Origin of the sequence: Dethiosulfovibrio faecalis (assembly GCF_021568795.1) — a bacterium.
Lineage (GTDB): Bacteria > Synergistota > Synergistia > Synergistales > Dethiosulfovibrionaceae > Dethiosulfovibrio > Dethiosulfovibrio faecalis.
Genome location: NZ_JAKGUE010000002.1, coordinates 217,787 through 233,821, shown reverse-complemented (window position 1 = coordinate 233,821; position 16,035 = coordinate 217,787). Strand labels below are relative to the sequence as shown.

At 54.6% G+C, this 16,035-nt stretch carries 15 protein-coding genes and 3 riboswitches; of the genes, 2 read left to right on the top strand and 13 right to left on the bottom strand.

Features of this window, described 5'->3' with window-relative positions:
• Nucleotides 1-219 precede the first annotated feature (219 nt).
• Nucleotides 220-383: riboswitch (cobalamin riboswitch) on the bottom strand.
• 243 nt (nt 384-626) lie between these two features.
• A complete protein-coding gene (locus L2W58_RS03185) occupies nt 627-1,583 on the top strand; it encodes a P1 family peptidase (RefSeq protein ID WP_236101563.1) in 957 nt (318 codons plus the stop codon).
• 48 nt (nt 1,584-1,631) lie between these two features.
• On the opposite strand, the gene L2W58_RS03180 is transcribed toward L2W58_RS03185, so the two are convergent.
• The 10 genes from L2W58_RS03180 to L2W58_RS03135 all read right to left on the bottom strand — a co-directional run bounded on the left by L2W58_RS03180 (nt 1,632) and on the right by L2W58_RS03135 (nt 13,113).
• Complete coding sequence (locus L2W58_RS03180) at nt 1,632-1,805, bottom strand: putative motility protein (protein ID WP_005658650.1); 174 nt, start codon at nt 1,803-1,805, stop codon at nt 1,632-1,634.
• Between the two features lie 84 nt (nt 1,806-1,889).
• Nucleotides 1,890-3,251 (bottom strand): dihydrolipoyl dehydrogenase family protein, encoded by a 1,362-nt coding sequence (locus L2W58_RS03175; protein WP_236101562.1) that lies wholly within the window; start codon nt 3,249-3,251, stop codon nt 1,890-1,892.
• A gap of 10 nt (nt 3,252-3,261) precedes the next feature.
• Nucleotides 3,262-4,731 (bottom strand): aminomethyl-transferring glycine dehydrogenase subunit GcvPB, encoded by a 1,470-nt coding sequence (gene gcvPB / locus L2W58_RS03170; protein ID WP_236101561.1) that lies wholly within the window; start codon nt 4,729-4,731, stop codon nt 3,262-3,264.
• Between the two features lie 4 nt (nt 4,732-4,735).
• Nucleotides 4,736-6,073 carry an aminomethyl-transferring glycine dehydrogenase subunit GcvPA gene (gene gcvPA, locus L2W58_RS03165; protein ID WP_236101560.1) on the bottom strand — a complete coding sequence of 446 codons (1,338 nt, stop codon included), beginning with the start codon at nt 6,071-6,073 and terminating at the stop codon, nt 4,736-4,738.
• Between the two features lie 19 nt (nt 6,074-6,092).
• A complete protein-coding gene (gene gcvH, locus L2W58_RS03160; RefSeq protein WP_236101559.1) occupies nt 6,093-6,479 on the bottom strand; it encodes a glycine cleavage system protein GcvH in 387 nt (128 codons plus the stop codon).
• Between the two features lie 14 nt (nt 6,480-6,493).
• Nucleotides 6,494-7,588: a glycine cleavage system aminomethyltransferase GcvT gene (gene gcvT / locus L2W58_RS03155; protein ID WP_236101558.1), complete on the bottom strand. Its 1,095-nt coding sequence runs from the start codon at nt 7,586-7,588 to the stop codon at nt 6,494-6,496.
• Nucleotides 7,589-7,884: 296 nt separating this feature from the next.
• Nucleotides 7,885-7,975, bottom strand: a riboswitch (glycine riboswitch).
• Nucleotides 7,976-8,103: 128 nt separating this feature from the next.
• Complete coding sequence (locus L2W58_RS03150; protein ID WP_236101557.1) at nt 8,104-9,462, bottom strand: alanine/glycine:cation symporter family protein; 1,359 nt, start codon at nt 9,460-9,462, stop codon at nt 8,104-8,106.
• Between the two features lie 471 nt (nt 9,463-9,933).
• A complete protein-coding gene (grdB, locus tag L2W58_RS03145; protein WP_236101556.1) occupies nt 9,934-11,250 on the bottom strand; it encodes a glycine reductase complex selenoprotein B in 1,317 nt (438 codons plus the stop codon).
• Between the two features lie 24 nt (nt 11,251-11,274).
• Nucleotides 11,275-11,751 carry a glycine/sarcosine/betaine reductase complex selenoprotein A gene (grdA, locus tag L2W58_RS03140; RefSeq protein WP_236101555.1) on the bottom strand — a complete coding sequence of 159 codons (477 nt, stop codon included), beginning with the start codon at nt 11,749-11,751 and terminating at the stop codon, nt 11,275-11,277.
• A 75-nt stretch (nt 11,752-11,826) separates the two neighbouring features.
• Complete coding sequence (locus tag L2W58_RS03135) at nt 11,827-13,113, bottom strand: glycine/sarcosine/betaine reductase component B subunit (protein WP_236101554.1); 1,287 nt, start codon at nt 13,111-13,113, stop codon at nt 11,827-11,829.
• On the opposite strand from L2W58_RS03135, the gene L2W58_RS03130 reads away from it, so the two are divergent.
• The gene (locus tag L2W58_RS03130) at nt 13,096-13,413 is read left to right on the top strand and encodes a hypothetical protein (protein ID WP_236101553.1); all 318 of its coding nucleotides are present in this window, start codon (nt 13,096-13,098) and stop codon (nt 13,411-13,413) included. The genes L2W58_RS03135 and L2W58_RS03130 overlap by 18 nt on opposite strands.
• A gap of 74 nt (nt 13,414-13,487) precedes the next feature.
• Here L2W58_RS03130 and L2W58_RS03125 read toward each other — a convergent pair whose 3' ends face one another.
• The 3 genes from L2W58_RS03125 to L2W58_RS03115 form a co-directional block, all read right to left on the bottom strand.
• A complete protein-coding gene (locus tag L2W58_RS03125) occupies nt 13,488-13,883 on the bottom strand; it encodes a GrdX family protein (RefSeq protein ID WP_255700365.1) in 396 nt (131 codons plus the stop codon).
• Between the two features lie 80 nt (nt 13,884-13,963).
• Nucleotides 13,964-14,077, bottom strand: a riboswitch (glycine riboswitch).
• A gap of 157 nt (nt 14,078-14,234) precedes the next feature.
• Nucleotides 14,235-14,552 (bottom strand): thioredoxin family protein, encoded by a 318-nt coding sequence (locus L2W58_RS03120; RefSeq protein WP_236101551.1) that lies wholly within the window; start codon nt 14,550-14,552, stop codon nt 14,235-14,237.
• Between the two features lie 156 nt (nt 14,553-14,708).
• Nucleotides 14,709-16,007: a sodium-dependent transporter gene (locus tag L2W58_RS03115; protein WP_236101642.1), complete on the bottom strand. Its 1,299-nt coding sequence runs from the start codon at nt 16,005-16,007 to the stop codon at nt 14,709-14,711.
• Nucleotides 16,008-16,035: the final 28 nt, after the last annotated feature.

Below are 16,035 nucleotides of genomic sequence, written 5' to 3'. Positions count from 1 at the left end.
AATCCCTCCTCTTGATCTTTATACGGTACACTCTCCGAGTTCTTCGGAAAAAGTAGTTTCGATTCTGACGTTCCCCAAAAAGCACACGTCGAATCCGGCCCAAACCATAAAAAAAGGAAGTTCCTCATTCGGAACTTCCTTCGGGCAACACAAGACGAGCCCCCTAATAACACGTAGGGCCGTTTATCCCGGAGGAAGTCCGAACACTCGCAGACCACCAACTGCACAACCTTCCAGGCCGGTCTTCTGACTTCCCTTCATCCTAAGCCGACCTTCCCGGTCGTTAATAGACCAGTGGTTCTAGGGCTTCGTCAGGGTTACAGCGGCGGGTCCGCGCCGGTTTTACACCGGACTTCCCGATATCCTGAAAGACTCTATTTTGAGAAATGGAGTTAAATTCCAATATCCATGGTCAGTATGAAGGCTTGTTCTAAAAATGTCAATAATAAAATTGATGAATACATACACTCGATTTATTATACAATCAAAGCGATTATTATCATTTCATCCTAGCCAAACCTCGGAAGACAAAGAGATGACCGAGATATTTCTATTGATTCCGTCAGTTTTATGGGATAGCATTCCCATAGAAATTCCCTTTCAAGAGAGCTGAACGGAGGTAGACGATGAACCGAGAGATAAGCATAAACGAAATAGACGGTTTTCTCATAGGACACGATCAGGATATGCAGGGAGCCACGGGAGTCACCGTGATCATATGTCCCCAGGGGGCCTCCACCGGCGTCGACGTCAGGGGAGGAGCTCCGGGAACCAGGGAGACGGACCTGCTGAACCCCACCAACCTGGTAGACAAGGCACATGCCGTCATGCTGGCGGGAGGAAGCGCGTTCGGACTGGACGGAGCCTCGGGCATCATGAGATACCTTGAGGAAAAGGGCATCGGTTTCGACGTAGAGGTTACCAAAGTTCCCATAGTCTGCGGAGCGGTCCTGTTCGACCTGACAGTGGGAGATTGGAGAGCTCGTCCCGACGGAGAGATGGGTTACAGAGCCTGTCTTAACGCCTCGAACCGAAGCTGCCCGAGAGGAAACGTAGGTGCCGGAACGGGAGCCACCGTAGGAAAGATACTCGGCATGGAAAGAGCCGTTAAAGGCGGTCTGGGAACTTGTGCCGTCCAGGTAGGGGACGTGAAGATAGGTGCCATAGTCGCGGTAAACTGTCTCGGAGACGTGATCGACCCATCTGACGGAACGGTCGTGGCCGCCTGCAGGACGGACTCGGGACCAGGTAACACTGAGGATATTTTAAGCCAGTCCATGGGAGAGAATAAAAACCTTCTCGCAGGCAACACCACCATAGGTGCCATACTGACGAACGCCGAGCTGACAAAAGCCCAGGCGACAAAGGTAGCGTCCATGGCCCAGAACGGATACGCCAGGACCATGAGACCTGCTCACACCCTTTTCGACGGAGACACCATATTCGCTATGGGAACCGGCGAGGTCCAGGCGGACGTCAGCTCCCTGGGAGCGATCGCGGCCAGGGTTATGGAGAGAGCCGTGATCGACGGAATCAGATCGGCCCGAGATCTTTGCGGAGTACCTTCAGCGACCGGAAAATAAAAGTAAGGGGTTTCGGAGGCTAAGCCCCCGAAACCCCTATGCTTTGGACTAGGCCTGGATATCCAGATTGCCTCCGAGTCCCATGGAGGCCATCATCTCCTGGAGCATCTGCCCCTGGGTCTCGGCAAGATCCATGGCCTTTTTCTGAACGGCGAAACCGACCTTGACGGCGGTTTCCGCCTGCTTCATTCCGGACACGCTCTGAACCATACCCATATCCATGTGCCTCACCTCCTAAAAAGGGTTTGTCCCACTATCTGTTTCGGATATAACCGAAAGGGACATAACCCGACCTCGCAGGAAGGCTCAAATCTCCTCGAGTATCCTGAAGAGAGAGTCCTTGAAACACTCGCTCAAGGTAGGATGAGGGTGGACGGTATAGGCCACCTCTTTTACGGTCAAACCTCTGTCGACCGCTAACGCCGCCTCTGATATCAGAGTGGCCGCCTCGGGACCTATTATGTGGACGCCCAACATCCTGCCGCTTTCACGATCGGCCAGAACCTTTACGAATCCGTCGGAACGATCCATGGCCAGAGCCATACCGTTGGAGGCGAAGAACACCCTGCCCACCACGAAATCCAGACCTCTCTCCGCGGCCTCCTCCTCGGTGAGCCCTACCGAAGCTATCTCGGGGTCGAAGAAGATACAGGAGGGAATTGCGTCGGGGTTTATCCTGTATTCCCTGCCAGCCATGCGCTCCACCGCAGACAAAGCCTGATATTCCGCCAGGTGAGCCAACATCGCCCCTCCGGTACAGTCCCCTACGGCGAAGACTCCCGGTACCGAGGTCTCCATGAATTCGTCAACCTCTATACCCTTATCGGTAAAGGCTATGCCACTCTCCTCCAGGCCGTATCCCTTCAGGATCGGGACCATGCTGGCCGCCAATATTAGCCTATCGCAACCGATCTGCATCGACTCACCCTGGGCTTCTCCCTGTACGATCAGCCTGCCGTCCTCTCGAACGACCTTTTCGATGCGGAAGAAATCCACGGTGGGTATCTTCCTTTTTTTGACCAGTTGTTTGACCTTCTTCTTTATCTCGCCGTCGCTGCGTCGAAGGATCTGATCCGAGTGTTTGAGCAAAGTCACTTCCTTGCCCATCTCCTTCAATATGCCGGCAAGCTCGACCGCAATGACCCCGGCACCTACAACGGCGACCGATTCGGCCCCGTTCTCGCAGAAAGGATCCCAGAGGGATCTGTCCGTGACCGCCCAGTCGCCTCCGACGATCCCTTCAAGATCGCTTCCGGGAAAACTCAAAGGCCGGGACATCGCCCCCACAGCGATCAAGAGCCTCTTGGACTCCAGGACGACCTCGCCCTTTTCGGTGGTCACGGAAAGCCTTTTGACATCTTGGGACACGTCCGTTATCCGCCCCTCTCCCTCTATTACGTCGACGGAGGAGCGATTCATAAGGGTGGAAACTCCCTTTCGGAGCTTACCTACCACCTTCTCCTTTTTCTCCCACATGGCATCCAGGGGACCGAGCTTTCCGACCACGTCGGAATAGTAGGATTTAGTCGGGATACAACCCCTGTTGAGACAGGTTCCCCCCAGTCGGTCCTTCTCCACCAGCGCAATCTTGAATCCCTCTCTGGAGGCGAGCTCGGCGGCTCTGTAGCCACCGGGCCCTCCTCCCAGGATAACGAGATCGTAAATCATATAACGCTCCCTAACCTTTGTCCTCGGTCCAACGGAGAACCGGCTTTCTCGCCGCCCGAGTCTCGTCGAGCCGTGAGACCACCGTGGTATAGGGGGCATCGTGGAAGATCTCCGGTTTCTCCTTGGCCTCCTTGGCTATCTCGATCATGGCGTCGACGAATCTATCCAGTGTCTCCTTGCCCTCGGTCTCGGTGGGCTCGACCATCATAGCCTCGTGAACGATGAGGGGGAAGTATATCGTCGGTGGATGTACTCCGTGATCTATCAGCCTCTTTGCCATATCAAGGGTCGATACGCCGTTTTCAGCGTGCTGTTTCTCGCCGGATATGACGAACTCGTGCTTACAGGGAACGTCCGAGAAGGGGATATCGAACTCTCCCTCCAACCTCTTCATTATATAGTTGGCGTTCAAAACGGCGTTTTCCGAAGCCGACAGAAGCCCTTCGGCACCCATGGACATTATGTAGGCGTAGGCCCGCACCAGGACCCCGAAATTGCCGTAGAAAGACCGGACCTTTCCTATGCTGTCCGGAAGGTCGAAATCCAGAGAATAGCCGTCGCCCTTCTCCACCACGACCGGAGTCGGCAGAAACGGCAGAAGCCTCCGGCTGACACCGACCGGCCCAGACCCGGGCCCACCTCCCCCGTGAGGGGTGCTGAAGGTCTTGTGAAGGTTTAGATGGAGTACGTCGAACCCCATATCTCCCGGCCTAATCTTGCCCAGGATGGCGTTGGCGTTAGCCCCGTCGTAATAGAGCAGACCACCCGCACCGTGAACGATCTCGGCGATCTCCAGAATATCCTTTTCAAACAGACCCAGGGTGTTCGGGTTGGTCAACATCATACCGGCGGTATCCTCGCCCACCACTGCCTTGAGGGCCTCTATATCCACGTTTCCTCTATCGTTGGATGCCACCTCTACCACGTCGTATCCTGCGACGGAAGCGGTAGCGGGGTTGGTCCCATGGGCGGAGTCGGGAACTATTATCTTGGTTCTCGTTCCCTCGTCTCCATTTCTACGGTGATAGGCCTTTATCAGGAAAACCCCGGTGAGCTCTCCGTGAGCTCCTGCCGCAGGCTGAAGGGTCATGCCGGCCATACCGGTTATCTCGCATAGCATGGTCGACAGATCGTACATTAGCTTTAGAGCTCCCTGAACGGTCTTCTCCGCCTGAAGTGGGTGGATGTTGGAAAAACCGGACAGCCTAGCCGCGTTTTCGTTTAGCTTAGGGTTGTACTTCATCGTACATGAGCCCAAAGGATAGAATCCCTCGTCCACACCGAAGTTAAGCTGGGACAGGTTGGTGAAATGGCGCACTACGTCGACCTCGGATACCTCGGGAAGAGAAGGATCCTCGGATCGGCGAAACGACTCGGGCAGAAGGGTAGAGGGGGCTCCCGGAACATCGCACCGAGGAAGGGACACTCCGACACGGCCCTTACGGCTCTTCTCGAATATGAGTTTTTCCTGGCTGAGCATGTCTCTACTCCCCCCTCGCTACTGATACGAAACGGTCTATCTCGTCCTTGGTTCGTTTTTCCGTAACTGCCACCAGCCAGGCATTTTCCAGCTCAGGATAGTCGTTGGAAAGATCGTAGCCTCCGATCATACCCTCAGAGAGGAGCCTCTCGTTTATCGACCTGGGAGCCTCGTCGGAAAAGACCACGAACTCCCTGAAGAAGGGCCCGTCGAAGGCGGAACGGAACGATCCGGTTTCGATAAGCCTCTCCTTTCCATAGGCAGCCTTTAGAAGAGACTGGTTCGCCGCCTCTTTCATGCCGGACAGCCCCATAAGGGACAGATGCACCGCCGAGGCTAGGGCGTTCAGGCTGTGATTCGAACATATGTTGGACGACGCTTTCTCCCTACGGATATGCTGCTCTCTGGCCTGAAGAGTCAGGACATAGCACTTCTTACCGTTGCGGTCCAGGGTCTCCCCCACTATACGCCCGGGCATCTTGCGCATCAGTTTCTGAGTCGTGGCGAAAAATCCGAAATGGGGGCCCCCGAAATTCATTGCGTTCCCAACGCTCTGACCGTCGCCCACTACCACGTCGGCACCCAGCCTGCCGGGAGCCTCAAGGACAGACAGAGCCAGAAGGTCCGACACAGCGATGAACAGGGCCTTAACGCCGTGGGCCTCGTCGGCTAGGGCTTTCAGGTCCTCCAGGGAGCCGAAGAAATTGGGGGACTGGACTATCACTGCGGCGACCTCGTCGGAGAGGTTCCCCTTGAGATCTCCCATGTCCAAAGTGCCGTCGGAATAGCCGATCTCCTTGACCGTAACCCCTTTAAGGCTGGCATAGGTCTCCAGAACGGCTCTGCCGTGGGGATGAACCGATCGGGCGACCAAGACAACGTTCCTCTTGGTGGAGGCGCAGGCCATAAAGGCAGCCTCTGCTATTGAGGTGGCCCCGTCGTACATGGAGGCATTTGCCACCTCCATGCCCGTGAGAGAACACACCATGGACTGATACTCGAATATGGCCTGTAGCGTCCCCTGGCTGATCTCGGGCTGATAGGGCGTGTAACTGGTGGTGAACTCCTGTCTGGAGATGAGGTGATCCACCACCAGAGGGAGGAAATGATCGTAGACTCCGGCTCCGAGAAAACACGCTTGGGAACAGGCGTCGACGTTTCTCCCCGCCAGCTCGTTGAGATGTTTCATCAGCCCCATCTCCGACATCGGTTCTGGAAGATCGAGTTTTCCCTCCAATACGGCGGAGGCGGGAAGATCGGAGAAGAGATCGTCTACCGACCCTGCGCCGATGGTCCTCAACATCTCCGACCGTTGGTCATCGGTATTCGGTATATATCTCATATTTTCCTCCTACTCCCGACTACTCCAGCCCTTCGCAATAGCTACGATAGGCCTCTTCGTTCATCAGACCGTCCAACTCGGACAGGTCGCTCAGTTCCACCAAGGCTATCCAACTCCCGTAGGGATCTTCGTTGATCTTCTCCGGCGAGTCCTCCAGATCCTCGTTGACCTCGGCTATCTTTCCGGAAGCAGGAGAGTAGACGTCGTTGGCTCCCTTGACGGACTCGACCACGCAGAGATCTCCTCCGGCCGACACATCCTGACCAACCTCTGGAAGCTCTACGAATACGATATCTCCCATGGCGTTTTGGGCGTAATCGGAGATGCCTACGTAGCCCTTCTCTCCCTCCACCTTTATCCACTCGTGCTCCTTGGTGTACTTAAGTCCTGCTTTGATCTCGGCCATGACGTAGTCCTCCTCTACTTTTTATAATTTTTTCTGTAAAAAGGCTTCTTTACAATTTCCGCCGCCTTATCCTTGCCTCTTATCACGACGTTAATCTTCCCCCCGACCTCGGCGGAGCCAGCCTCCACTAGGGCAAGGGCTATGTTCTCCTCTAATGTAGGAGAATAACCACCGGTCGTAACGTGACCGACCTCTCTACCATCGACCGATACGGGATAACCGTGGCGGGGAACCCCTTTGTCCACCATCTTCAGTGCGACCGTCTTTCTCGGAAGGCCTTCGGACTTCATCTTCCTCAGAGCCTCTGACCCTATGAAATCCGAACTATCCAGCTTTACGAAGAAACCCAGTCCGGCCTCCAGAGGGGTAATATCCCTGTCTATCTCATGACCGTAAAGAGGGAGGCAGGCCTCAAAACGCAGGCTATCCCTGGCCCCGAGTCCTATCGGCAATATACCGAAAGACTTCCCAGCCTCCATAATGGCGTTCCAAACCTTAGAGCCCTCTTCCCAGTCCACGTAGACCTCGAAACCGTCCTCTCCGGTATAGCCCGTACGGGAGACAAGGGCATTGACCCCTGCCACCGTGACGTTCTCCCTGAAGAAGAAAAAGCCTATCTCCGACAGATCGACGTCCACTATGGACTGGAGGATCTCCTGAGCCAAGGGCCCCTGCAGGGCGACTTCGGCCGTAGCTGAGGAAGCGTTCTCTGCCTTGACGTCTCCAGAAAGGTGGGATTTCACCCACTCGAAATCCTTATCTACGTTGGACGCGTTGACCACCAACAGGAACCTGTCGTTCGATGCCTTATAGACGAGCAGGTCGTCGACAACTCCTCCCTCGGGGTAACACATCATGTTGTACTGGACCTGACCGTCGCACATGACGGATATATCGTTGGATACCAGGCTCTGCACGAAGGGAAAAGCGTCCGGACCGGTGATCCAGAACTCTCCCATATGGGAGACGTCGAAAAGACCGGCCTTGATCCTGACGTTTCGGTGCTCGTCTTTTATTCCCGGAGCGTAATGTACCGGCAGATCCCATCCCCCGAAGTCGACCATCGTCCCTCCTAATGCGACGTGATCTTGAAACATTGGAGTTTTCATTTTAATTTCACCTCCACTGCTCTCGACCGCCTCTGGCGGTACGACGAGGGGTTTTTCCTCGGGCCCTGAGGAAAAACTCCACCTCCGGCCCATAGGCCGGACTATTCGTTTTTATAAACAGATATCGAGATAGGAAAGACCTTCCCGATCGACTGTTCGGTCCAGCAAATTCGGACTCATAAAGGTCGTCGGTCCAAGGTCATGGATGGAGGAAAAATAAAGGCAACCTGGATCCTGACGACAAAGCAAAAGCGTGTCTCTGTCGCACAGCCCCGAGGCGGCGTCTTTCAGAGGTCCGTCCAGCATAGGTCCTTTTGCCTGAGAGTTTCGGCTCTAAGCCTTGCCCCTTCGGCGTTCGAATATATCGAACTCTCCCACTGCCTTCATCCGGAAACGAAGTGTCTATAGACCATATACATCGCCTAGGGGTCGTTCGTCAAGTTTGACTGAAGCTTCACAAATAATAATACAAAATACAAAAAAGAGGCGAAGGACACCCTCCGCCTCTAAACCGTCTATTTCGTCTTCAAAGTACCGTCCGACTCGAAATCGTCCAAGGCCCTGCTGACGACCTTCGCCAGCCCGATTAGGGCGATGAGGTTCGGAAGAACCATCAGACCGTTGAACATATCGGCCAATTCCCACACAAGACTGACTTTCAATGTAGCGCCTAGAACTATGAACAACATAACCAGGATCCTGTAGGGGGTCAGTCCCTTGGAACCGAAGAGAAACTTTATGTTGGCCTCTCCGAAGAAATACCAGCCTATTATCGTGGAGAAGGCGAAGAACAGGAGGCAGATAGCGATGAAGGGATTCCCGAAGGAACCGAGCCCCAGCTCGAAAGCCCTCTGGGTCAGGGCGATACCGGTAGTCTGACCATCGATGGCGCCGGTCGCGAAGATGACCAAAGCGGTCATGTTCAACACTATGAAGGTATCGATGAAGACGCCCATGATAGCCACCAGTCCCTGCTGGGCAGGATGCTTCACCTTGGCTACGGCGTGAGCGTGAGGAGTGGACCCCATGCCCGCCTCGTTGGAGAACAGCCCCCTGGCCACACCGTAACGAACCGCTTCCTTGACGCCGACTCCGATAAGACCGCCGGTAGCGGCTCTGGGGTCGAAGGCACCCACGAAAATCATCTTAACGGCGGGGATAAAGTTGGCCGCCTGGGTTATCAGTATATAGAGACCGCCTAGAAGATAAAGGACGGCCATGATGGGAACTACCTTTTCGGTAAAGGAGGCTATGCGTCCGATCCCGCCGAAGAAGATCAACGCGCCCAGGATGGCGACGCCTATTCCCACATAGAGGGTCGGAATTCCGAAAGCGCTGTTGAAGGCGTCGGCTATGGAGTTGGACTGGACCATATTGCCGATGAAGCCCAAGGCGAGGATTATCGTTACCGAGAAAAATCCGGCCAACCATTTGCTACCGAATCCATCCCTTATGTAGTAAGCGGGACCTCCTGTCACCTGTCCGTGATCGTCTCTGACCTTGTAGGTCTGAGCCAGAACGGCCTCTGCGAAGATCGTCCCCATGCCGAAAAAGGCGGCAATCCACATCCAAAATATGGCACCGGGGCCACCGGCAGCTATGGCAGTGGCGGCACCGGCAAGATTTCCCGTTCCCACCTGAGCAGCGATAGCGGTAGCCAGAGACTGAAAGGACGTCATCCCCTCGGCGTCCGCCTTCTCGCCGCAGAGGGTCAGACCTCCGAAGGTCTGTTTGATAACCGCACCGAACTTCCTGATCTGGACGAAACGAAGCCTCAGAGTGTAGTAGAGACCGGTACCGCAGAGGAGCACGATGAGAAGTTTACCCCAGAGAATTCCGTTGATTGCCTGCACGATGCTCATAAGCTGATCCATAGTAGAAACCTCCTCGTTCCACGAAAGAATAGATTAAGTCATTTTTTGTAACCATTCAGTATCTTTTTGTTTCATTGACACTCCCCCTCTCTTTTTTTACATAAAAATAATAACAGGCGAAAACGACTGAATAGCCCTCTTTTATTCGTCGTTTTTGCCTTCACTTTCTGTATTCTACACCTAGTGGAATGAAAAAAGAACCGTATATTCCACCCACGAGAAAGTCTTGCTTTGGCATAATTTCATTTTTGCTGCAAAATTTTAAAAAAGCTGATGATTGAAGAAATTGAAAGAGCCTCATCGGCAAAAAGGAAGGATATGTTCAATTTAGTTCTCGAATGGCAGGGGTTTTGACGAACAAAAAGGTCTATAGTATACTGTCACCCATAAAAAAGGAGAGAGACCCCAACGGGCCTCTCTCCTCTGTATCGGCTGCGATCCGCGATGTTTCTCTTGATTTGAGTTCGACGACTAGTCCTCGTCCTTGAAGACCGTCTGCTCGGAGACCTCGGTCTCCAAGGCGACGAGGGCCTTGTCCACGAGGTGACGACGAAGAACCTTCTCGTCCTCAGGAGACATGTTGGGATCTCCCAGAGGGTGAGGTATGGCGACGGTGGGAATGATCCTGTTGGCACCGACGCTGAGGGAGATCGGGACGATGGTGGCCATGTGAACCACGGGGACGTCGGCGGTCTCCTCTATAGCCTTCACGAGCGTTGCACCGCAACGCGTGCAGGTTCCTCAGGTGGAGGTCAGGATAACGGCGTCTACGCCGGCTTCCTTCAGTTTGTTTCCGATCTCTACGCCGAACTTCTTGGAGTTGGCCACGGCCGTACCGTTACCGACGGTGGTGTAGAAGAGATTGTGAAGGGAACCGATGCGTCCCTCTTTCTCCAGGTCTCTGAGAACATCCACCGGAAGGACCCTGTCGGAATCCTGGTTGGCGTAGGTCTGATCGTATCCGCCGTGAGCGGTCTGATACTCGCCCTCCTTTAGGTCCATAACCCCGGCGATGTCGTACTCGCCGTAGTTCTGGGCGCTGGAGGCTGCGATGTGGTCCGGGTTTCCGAAAGGAACGATACCGCCGGAGGTCACAAGAGCGATCTTGGCGTGAGCCATATCCTTGATGGCGGGGCGGGGATCCACCCTGTCGAACACAGGAAGCTTGTACTCGGTCTTGAAGGGCTCGCCCTTGAGCTTCTTGATCAGCATGTCGATGGCACGCTCGGCACCGACCTTTTCGTAGAACATGTTGATACGGACGCCCTTCTCGATGTAGCCCTCTTCCTCGGGGCTCCCGATGGGCTCTCCTTTCATCTGCTTGAGCAGAAGAGCGGCCATGGCGGGCACTGCCTTGCCCATGCCGCGAGCGCTGTCGGCGGCCTCGATCACGTAGGTGCCCTTCTTGTACATCTCGGCACCGGGGTTTTCGGGATAGAGAGCGGTAACGGTGGGAATGCCCAGCTTCTCTCCGACGGCGCAACATACGGCACCACAGGCGGTGCCGTAACGTCCGGCGTTGAATCCCGGACCGGCGACGAACCCGTCGGCCTCGAACTTCTTGACGGTCTCGGCCACGAACTCGGAGGTCGAGTCGATGTTGTCGGCGAAGTAGTTGTCACCGCAGATTATGGTAGCGACTACCTCGGCCTCGCCCTTGAAAGCTCCTTTAAGAGCCATACCGGGACCGACTACGCCTTCGCGGACCTCCGGTTTGATGTCTGCCTTTTCCTCCCCGCCGATGCCGGCGAAGAACTGGTTGATGTAATGAACCACACGATAGGTCATTTGTTCCCCTCCTTACTCACAGGTCTACAGGGAGTACTTGGAGTACTGCTCCCGCATACCTTTAACGGCCTCGGCGAGAGCTTCTGGCTCGAGAACCATCTCCATCATACTGATCTGGTTCTCCCACTCCTCCGGGTCTGCCTCTTCGCGGATTTCCTGGTCGAATATATCGTAAACGGCAAGTCCTAACTGGACGCCAGCAAGTGGGCCTGCATAGGTCGGATCTCCGTTGCAAACGGTCTCGGCGTAGATCTCTGCGCCTTCCGCATCGGACGATCCCAGTACGACCACGATATCCTCGGGGTTGTACTTATCGGCAGCGTCTTTAACTCGCTGCTGGTTCTGCAGGTCCATCGCTCCGGCGGCCGTTCAGACGAAACACTCGGTCACCGAAAAAATAACCTCCGCGCCGCTGTTCTTGAAGCAGGCCTCCATCGCCGGGGCGGGAACGCCATCGCGTTCGCCCAGAAGGATGAGTTTTTTTCCGGCCAACTTACCCATATCAGCAGCACCTCCTTCTATGCGTAATTATGTTTCCTCAAGTGCCTAAGGCACATGGACGTCGGTGCTGACCTCTTATATGGTGTAAGCGCCGATCTTGTTGAAACCGAGCTCGTTGGTGGCTCCCAGTATAGCCTGGATCTCCACCTCGAGGCTTCCGTCCTCCTGAAGGGTTCCGAAGAAGCCTCCGGCGATGACGTCGGCGACGGGAAGCTCGCCTATAACCTTCTCCATAGGAGGAAGCATGACCAGCTGATTGGCGTTGCCGGCGGTAACGCAGGCGTCGCCCTCGGGGCAGGAGTCGGCCAGAGACTGGCTGGCACCGTCGCGACCGGCGTACTCGTCGGTGATGAGAACTGTCTTGATTCCGGCCCTCTCTGCCTTCCAGCAGTTCATCACCAAGTCAGCATCGGGGTTGCCGAAACCTTCCTCGGAGATGACCACGGCATCGACGCCCATCATCTTGGCCAGCTTGATCGCATAGGAAGAGCTGCGCTTCTTGTCCGCCAGGGTGACGTTCTCGTTGGTGATGATCACTCCGACGAAGTTGAAGTCCTTCCCGTGGTGGGCGTAAAGGTTCTTGATAACGGGGTTGTTCAGGTGGACGTAGGTGTTGTTCTTATCGCAGGCTGAAACACAGTTTCCGGAGATGATCGCTCCGTCCATTACCTCGGTGGGGCTGATCATGGTGGGGATTATCTTCTTGGCATCGACACCGTACACCCAGGTATCGTGAAGAAGGCCCTGAGTCTGAAGCATGTAGACGTAAGCGACCTTGGGAAGACCTTCATAGGCTTTCATGGACTCGGTGAAAGCGGGGAAATCGTAGGTCTCCACCTTATCGGCCACGGCGTCCTTGCAGCACTTGGCTAGATAATGGGCGGACTTCAGACCGACCTCGCGGCAGGCGGCCTCACGGGCATGGAGCTCGACTCCCTCGTCGGGAGTGATGACGACAACCAGGTTGTTGGTCTTGGAAAAAGGAGTGTAGTCGGCACCGGGACCGGTCATGTCCACGATACCTTCCTGAGGGGCCACGAGACGACCGGTGGTCAGTACCACCGCGCCATCCAAGACGAGGGTTTTTCCCTCTCCGACAGGATCTACGTCACCGATCCAGCCGGGGAACACCTCGTTGGTACCTTCTATCTTGCAACGAGGCTCGATAGCGTCTTTTACAGGAAGGATACGAACGTTCTCCCCGGGATGCGCCAGATCCAGATCGAGATCAGCGACTCCCTCGATACCGGAGAGCATATCGATCATTTCCTGCTTGTTGATGGTGAGGACACCGTCTTTAACGGAGGTCTTCTCACCGAAAACCAGCTTGTTAACCTTCACCTTATGGAGTTCGAGTTTCAAAGCGACTCCCCCCTTCTAAAAATCGACGTCGAACGAAAAGACGAACGACGCGCCTGGAGCGTCGAAACGAACGGTACCGCCCGCTCCTCCGCTCACCTTCGTCATGACGGCAAAGCGGCGAAAACGGTACCGAACACCTCGAGGAAGGAGTCCTGGCTCCCGAACCGGGAACCGGAGAGGGCGACTCAACCCCCTAGCAACAGGGAACTCCTCAAGGCTTTCGAGGACCACAAGCATATAGAATTAACGCCCTTGGCCTTAGCCATGACCACATACCTCCTCGCGACACGGGAAATTTGAATCTTAAAGAAAAACCCTTCAAGAGAGATGCCTACCGACCCACGGTCACCTCCTTTTAGTGATATCACGGATATCTATCGCAGGACGCCCTCTTTGTAGAGGGTTTCTTTCATAAGATCGTAGTCCAATACGGAACAATCTCTGTACATGACTTCGGGAGTCTCATCGGGAATCAGCCATCGGTCCGAGCAAGACAGATAGACCTCTATGGCCTTCTCGACCAACGACAACGAGGTCTCGTCGACCGTAGGACGAGATTGGTCCATAGGAGCTCGGAGAAACATGGATCTAAACGGCTGATGATAAGGTCTAAAATTTCCGTAAAGAGGATGGTTGAGGAGGGTCCAGCCCAAATGGATACGATCCCTTGCGGCGACGACTACGTCATAAGCGGAGCCATCCAGGAAGATCAACTCGAGCCCCTCCTGATTAAGAGAGGAAAAAGCGGGATTATTGGTTATAAATACCATACGACAATCCAAGAACAAACACCCCTATTTTTGGAGAAGTTCGTCTCTGTCGTATGGCCTATAAGCCTATTCCAGAGTAACGTCCCGTCGCAATCCCTTTGCCTGAGAGTTTCGACCGTATACCGGCCTTGCACCTTCGGCGCCTCCATTCCAAGAAAGCATGGATATAGAGAGGTCTCTCTTGCGACGTTCATCCGTACACTTCAGATTGTACCGGAAAAGTACAGGCCGTCAAGGTTTTTTCTGTGAAAAAAATCTCTTTATTTTTAGGCTCGTGAGGCAAAGGAGTAGAACATTAATCGGGGACGGTCTTTGCAAACCGTCCCCGATTAAACCGATAAACGTTGTAGATTACAGAAGCTTCTCGATCTCTGCCTTGATCTGCTCGATCGTGACGGCATCGCCACTCATGCGTGCCTTCTCCTCGCCACCATTCCAGAAGAGAAAGGCGGGAAGTCCCATGACCTTGTGGGCTATGGCCACACGGCGGTTACCCTGAATATTGACCTTGCAGAACTTGACCTTACCGTCGAACTCCTCGGCAAGCTTCTCCACTCCGGGCATAAGGGCCAGGCAATGGGTGCACTTGGGACCCCAAAAATCCACAACTACGGGAAGATCGCTTTCCTTTACCTCGGCGTCAAAGGTATCCTTATCCAGTTCAATCACGAAGATCAGCTCCTTGTTATCGTTATGTAGGGATAGACTCCATTCCAACAACGACTATTGTACCCCAACGGCAAGTTCCGTCAAGAGAAAAAGAAAATCGAAGATTTAGGGGCCCGGCACGCCGGGCCCCTAAATTACTACAATTCGATTATATCGTCACCACTTGAGCCCGGTTATGAAGATGTAGAGGATGGCCAGGGGAGAGACGAACTTGACGAAGATCATCCAGATGTCGAATCCTGCAAACACAGGAATTCTTCCGTTTCCAGTAACCTCTTCCTTGGCCACGTCGGCTATAACCCATCCTACGAAAATGGATATCAGCATCCCGCCAAGGGGCATCATTATCTGGTCTGTGAAGAAACCGGCCACATCCATGAAGTCCTTGCCGGCTATCTTGAGACCGCCGCCGAGAGATATACCGGAGGGTATCCCAAGAAGGAATATCAGAGTACCCATGGTCCAGGCAGCCTTGGCACGGCTCCAGCCCTTATCTATGAAATAGGCGCAAGCCACCTCAAGAAGGGAGATGGCGGAGGTTAGAGCCGCCACGAAGAGAAGCAGGAAGAACAGGGCGGACCATATCATCCCTCCCGGCATCTGGGCGAATATCCCAGGCAGGGTTATAAAGGTGAGACCAGGTCCGGCTCCAGGCTCGACGCCGAAGGCGAAGACCGCCGGGAATATGACCAGACCGGCGAGCAGGGCGACCATCGTGTCGAGGAAACATACCTGCGCGGCCGCTCCGGGAAGGCTGATGTCCTTCTGAAGGTAGCTACCGTAGGTTATCATACAGCCCATTCCGAGGGAGAGGGAGAAAAACGCCTGCCCCAAAGCGGCGAGAACCGTACCGGCGGTAACCTTAGAGAAATCGGGTTTGAGGTAGAAGGAGATACCCTCTCCCGCTCCCTCAAGCGTAACCGAACGTCCGATGAGGACGATCAGAAGGATAAAAAGCCCGGGCATGAGTACCTTGCAGTAACGCTCTATCCCCTCGCCGACCCCTCTGTAGACGACCCAGATGGTGACGAACATGAACAGGGCCTGATAGAGTATAACCATTATGGGGTTGGTGATGAAGCCGCCGAAGGCATCGCCAGCCTGACCGGCTGCGGCAAGCTCCATGAGTCCGGTAAACGAATGGAGGATATACTTTATAGTCCAGCCTCCTACAACACCGTAGTAGGAGAGGATGAGAAAGCCGCAGGCGAGCCCCAACCAACCTACCGCCGGCCAGGCGCCGCCCTTTATCTTCTTGAAAGATCCAACCGCGTTGAGCTGGGCGTTACGACCTATTACCAACTCCGCCAACATGACGGAAAAACCGATACAGGCGACCATGGCCACGTATATGACGACGAAGGCTCCGCCACCGTTCGTGCCCGTAACATAAGGAAATTTCCATATGTTACCCAGACCGACGGCGGATCCCGCCGCGGCGAGAATAAAGCCTATCTTGCTTCCCCACTGTTCTCTCTGCTAC

What these genes read in the sequence shown, in the direction of transcription:
- L2W58_RS03185 (WP_236101563.1), top strand. Translation starts at nt 627, where the DNA reads ATGAACCGAGAGATAAGCATAAACGAAATAGACGGTTTTCTCATAGGA.
- L2W58_RS03180 (WP_005658650.1), bottom strand. Translation starts at nt 1,805, where the DNA reads ATGGATATGGGTATGGTTCAGAGCGTGTCCGGAATGAAGCAGGCGGAA.
- L2W58_RS03175 (WP_236101562.1), bottom strand. Translation starts at nt 3,251, where the DNA reads ATGATTTACGATCTCGTTATCCTGGGAGGAGGGCCCGGTGGCTACAGA.
- gcvPB (WP_236101561.1), bottom strand. Translation starts at nt 4,731, where the DNA reads ATGCTCAGCCAGGAAAAACTCATATTCGAGAAGAGCCGTAAGGGCCGT.
- gcvPA (WP_236101560.1), bottom strand. Translation starts at nt 6,073, where the DNA reads ATGAGATATATACCGAATACCGATGACCAACGGTCGGAGATGTTGAGG.
- gcvH (WP_236101559.1), bottom strand. Translation starts at nt 6,479, where the DNA reads ATGGCCGAGATCAAAGCAGGACTTAAGTACACCAAGGAGCACGAGTGG.
- gcvT (WP_236101558.1), bottom strand. Translation starts at nt 7,588, where the DNA reads ATGAAAACTCCAATGTTTCAAGATCACGTCGCATTAGGAGGGACGATG.
- L2W58_RS03150 (WP_236101557.1), bottom strand. Translation starts at nt 9,462, where the DNA reads ATGGATCAGCTTATGAGCATCGTGCAGGCAATCAACGGAATTCTCTGG.
- L2W58_RS03130 (WP_236101553.1), top strand. Translation starts at nt 13,096, where the DNA reads ATGGAGTTCGAGTTTCAAAGCGACTCCCCCCTTCTAAAAATCGACGTC.
- L2W58_RS03125 (WP_255700365.1), bottom strand. Translation starts at nt 13,883, where the DNA reads ATGGTATTTATAACCAATAATCCCGCTTTTTCCTCTCTTAATCAGGAG.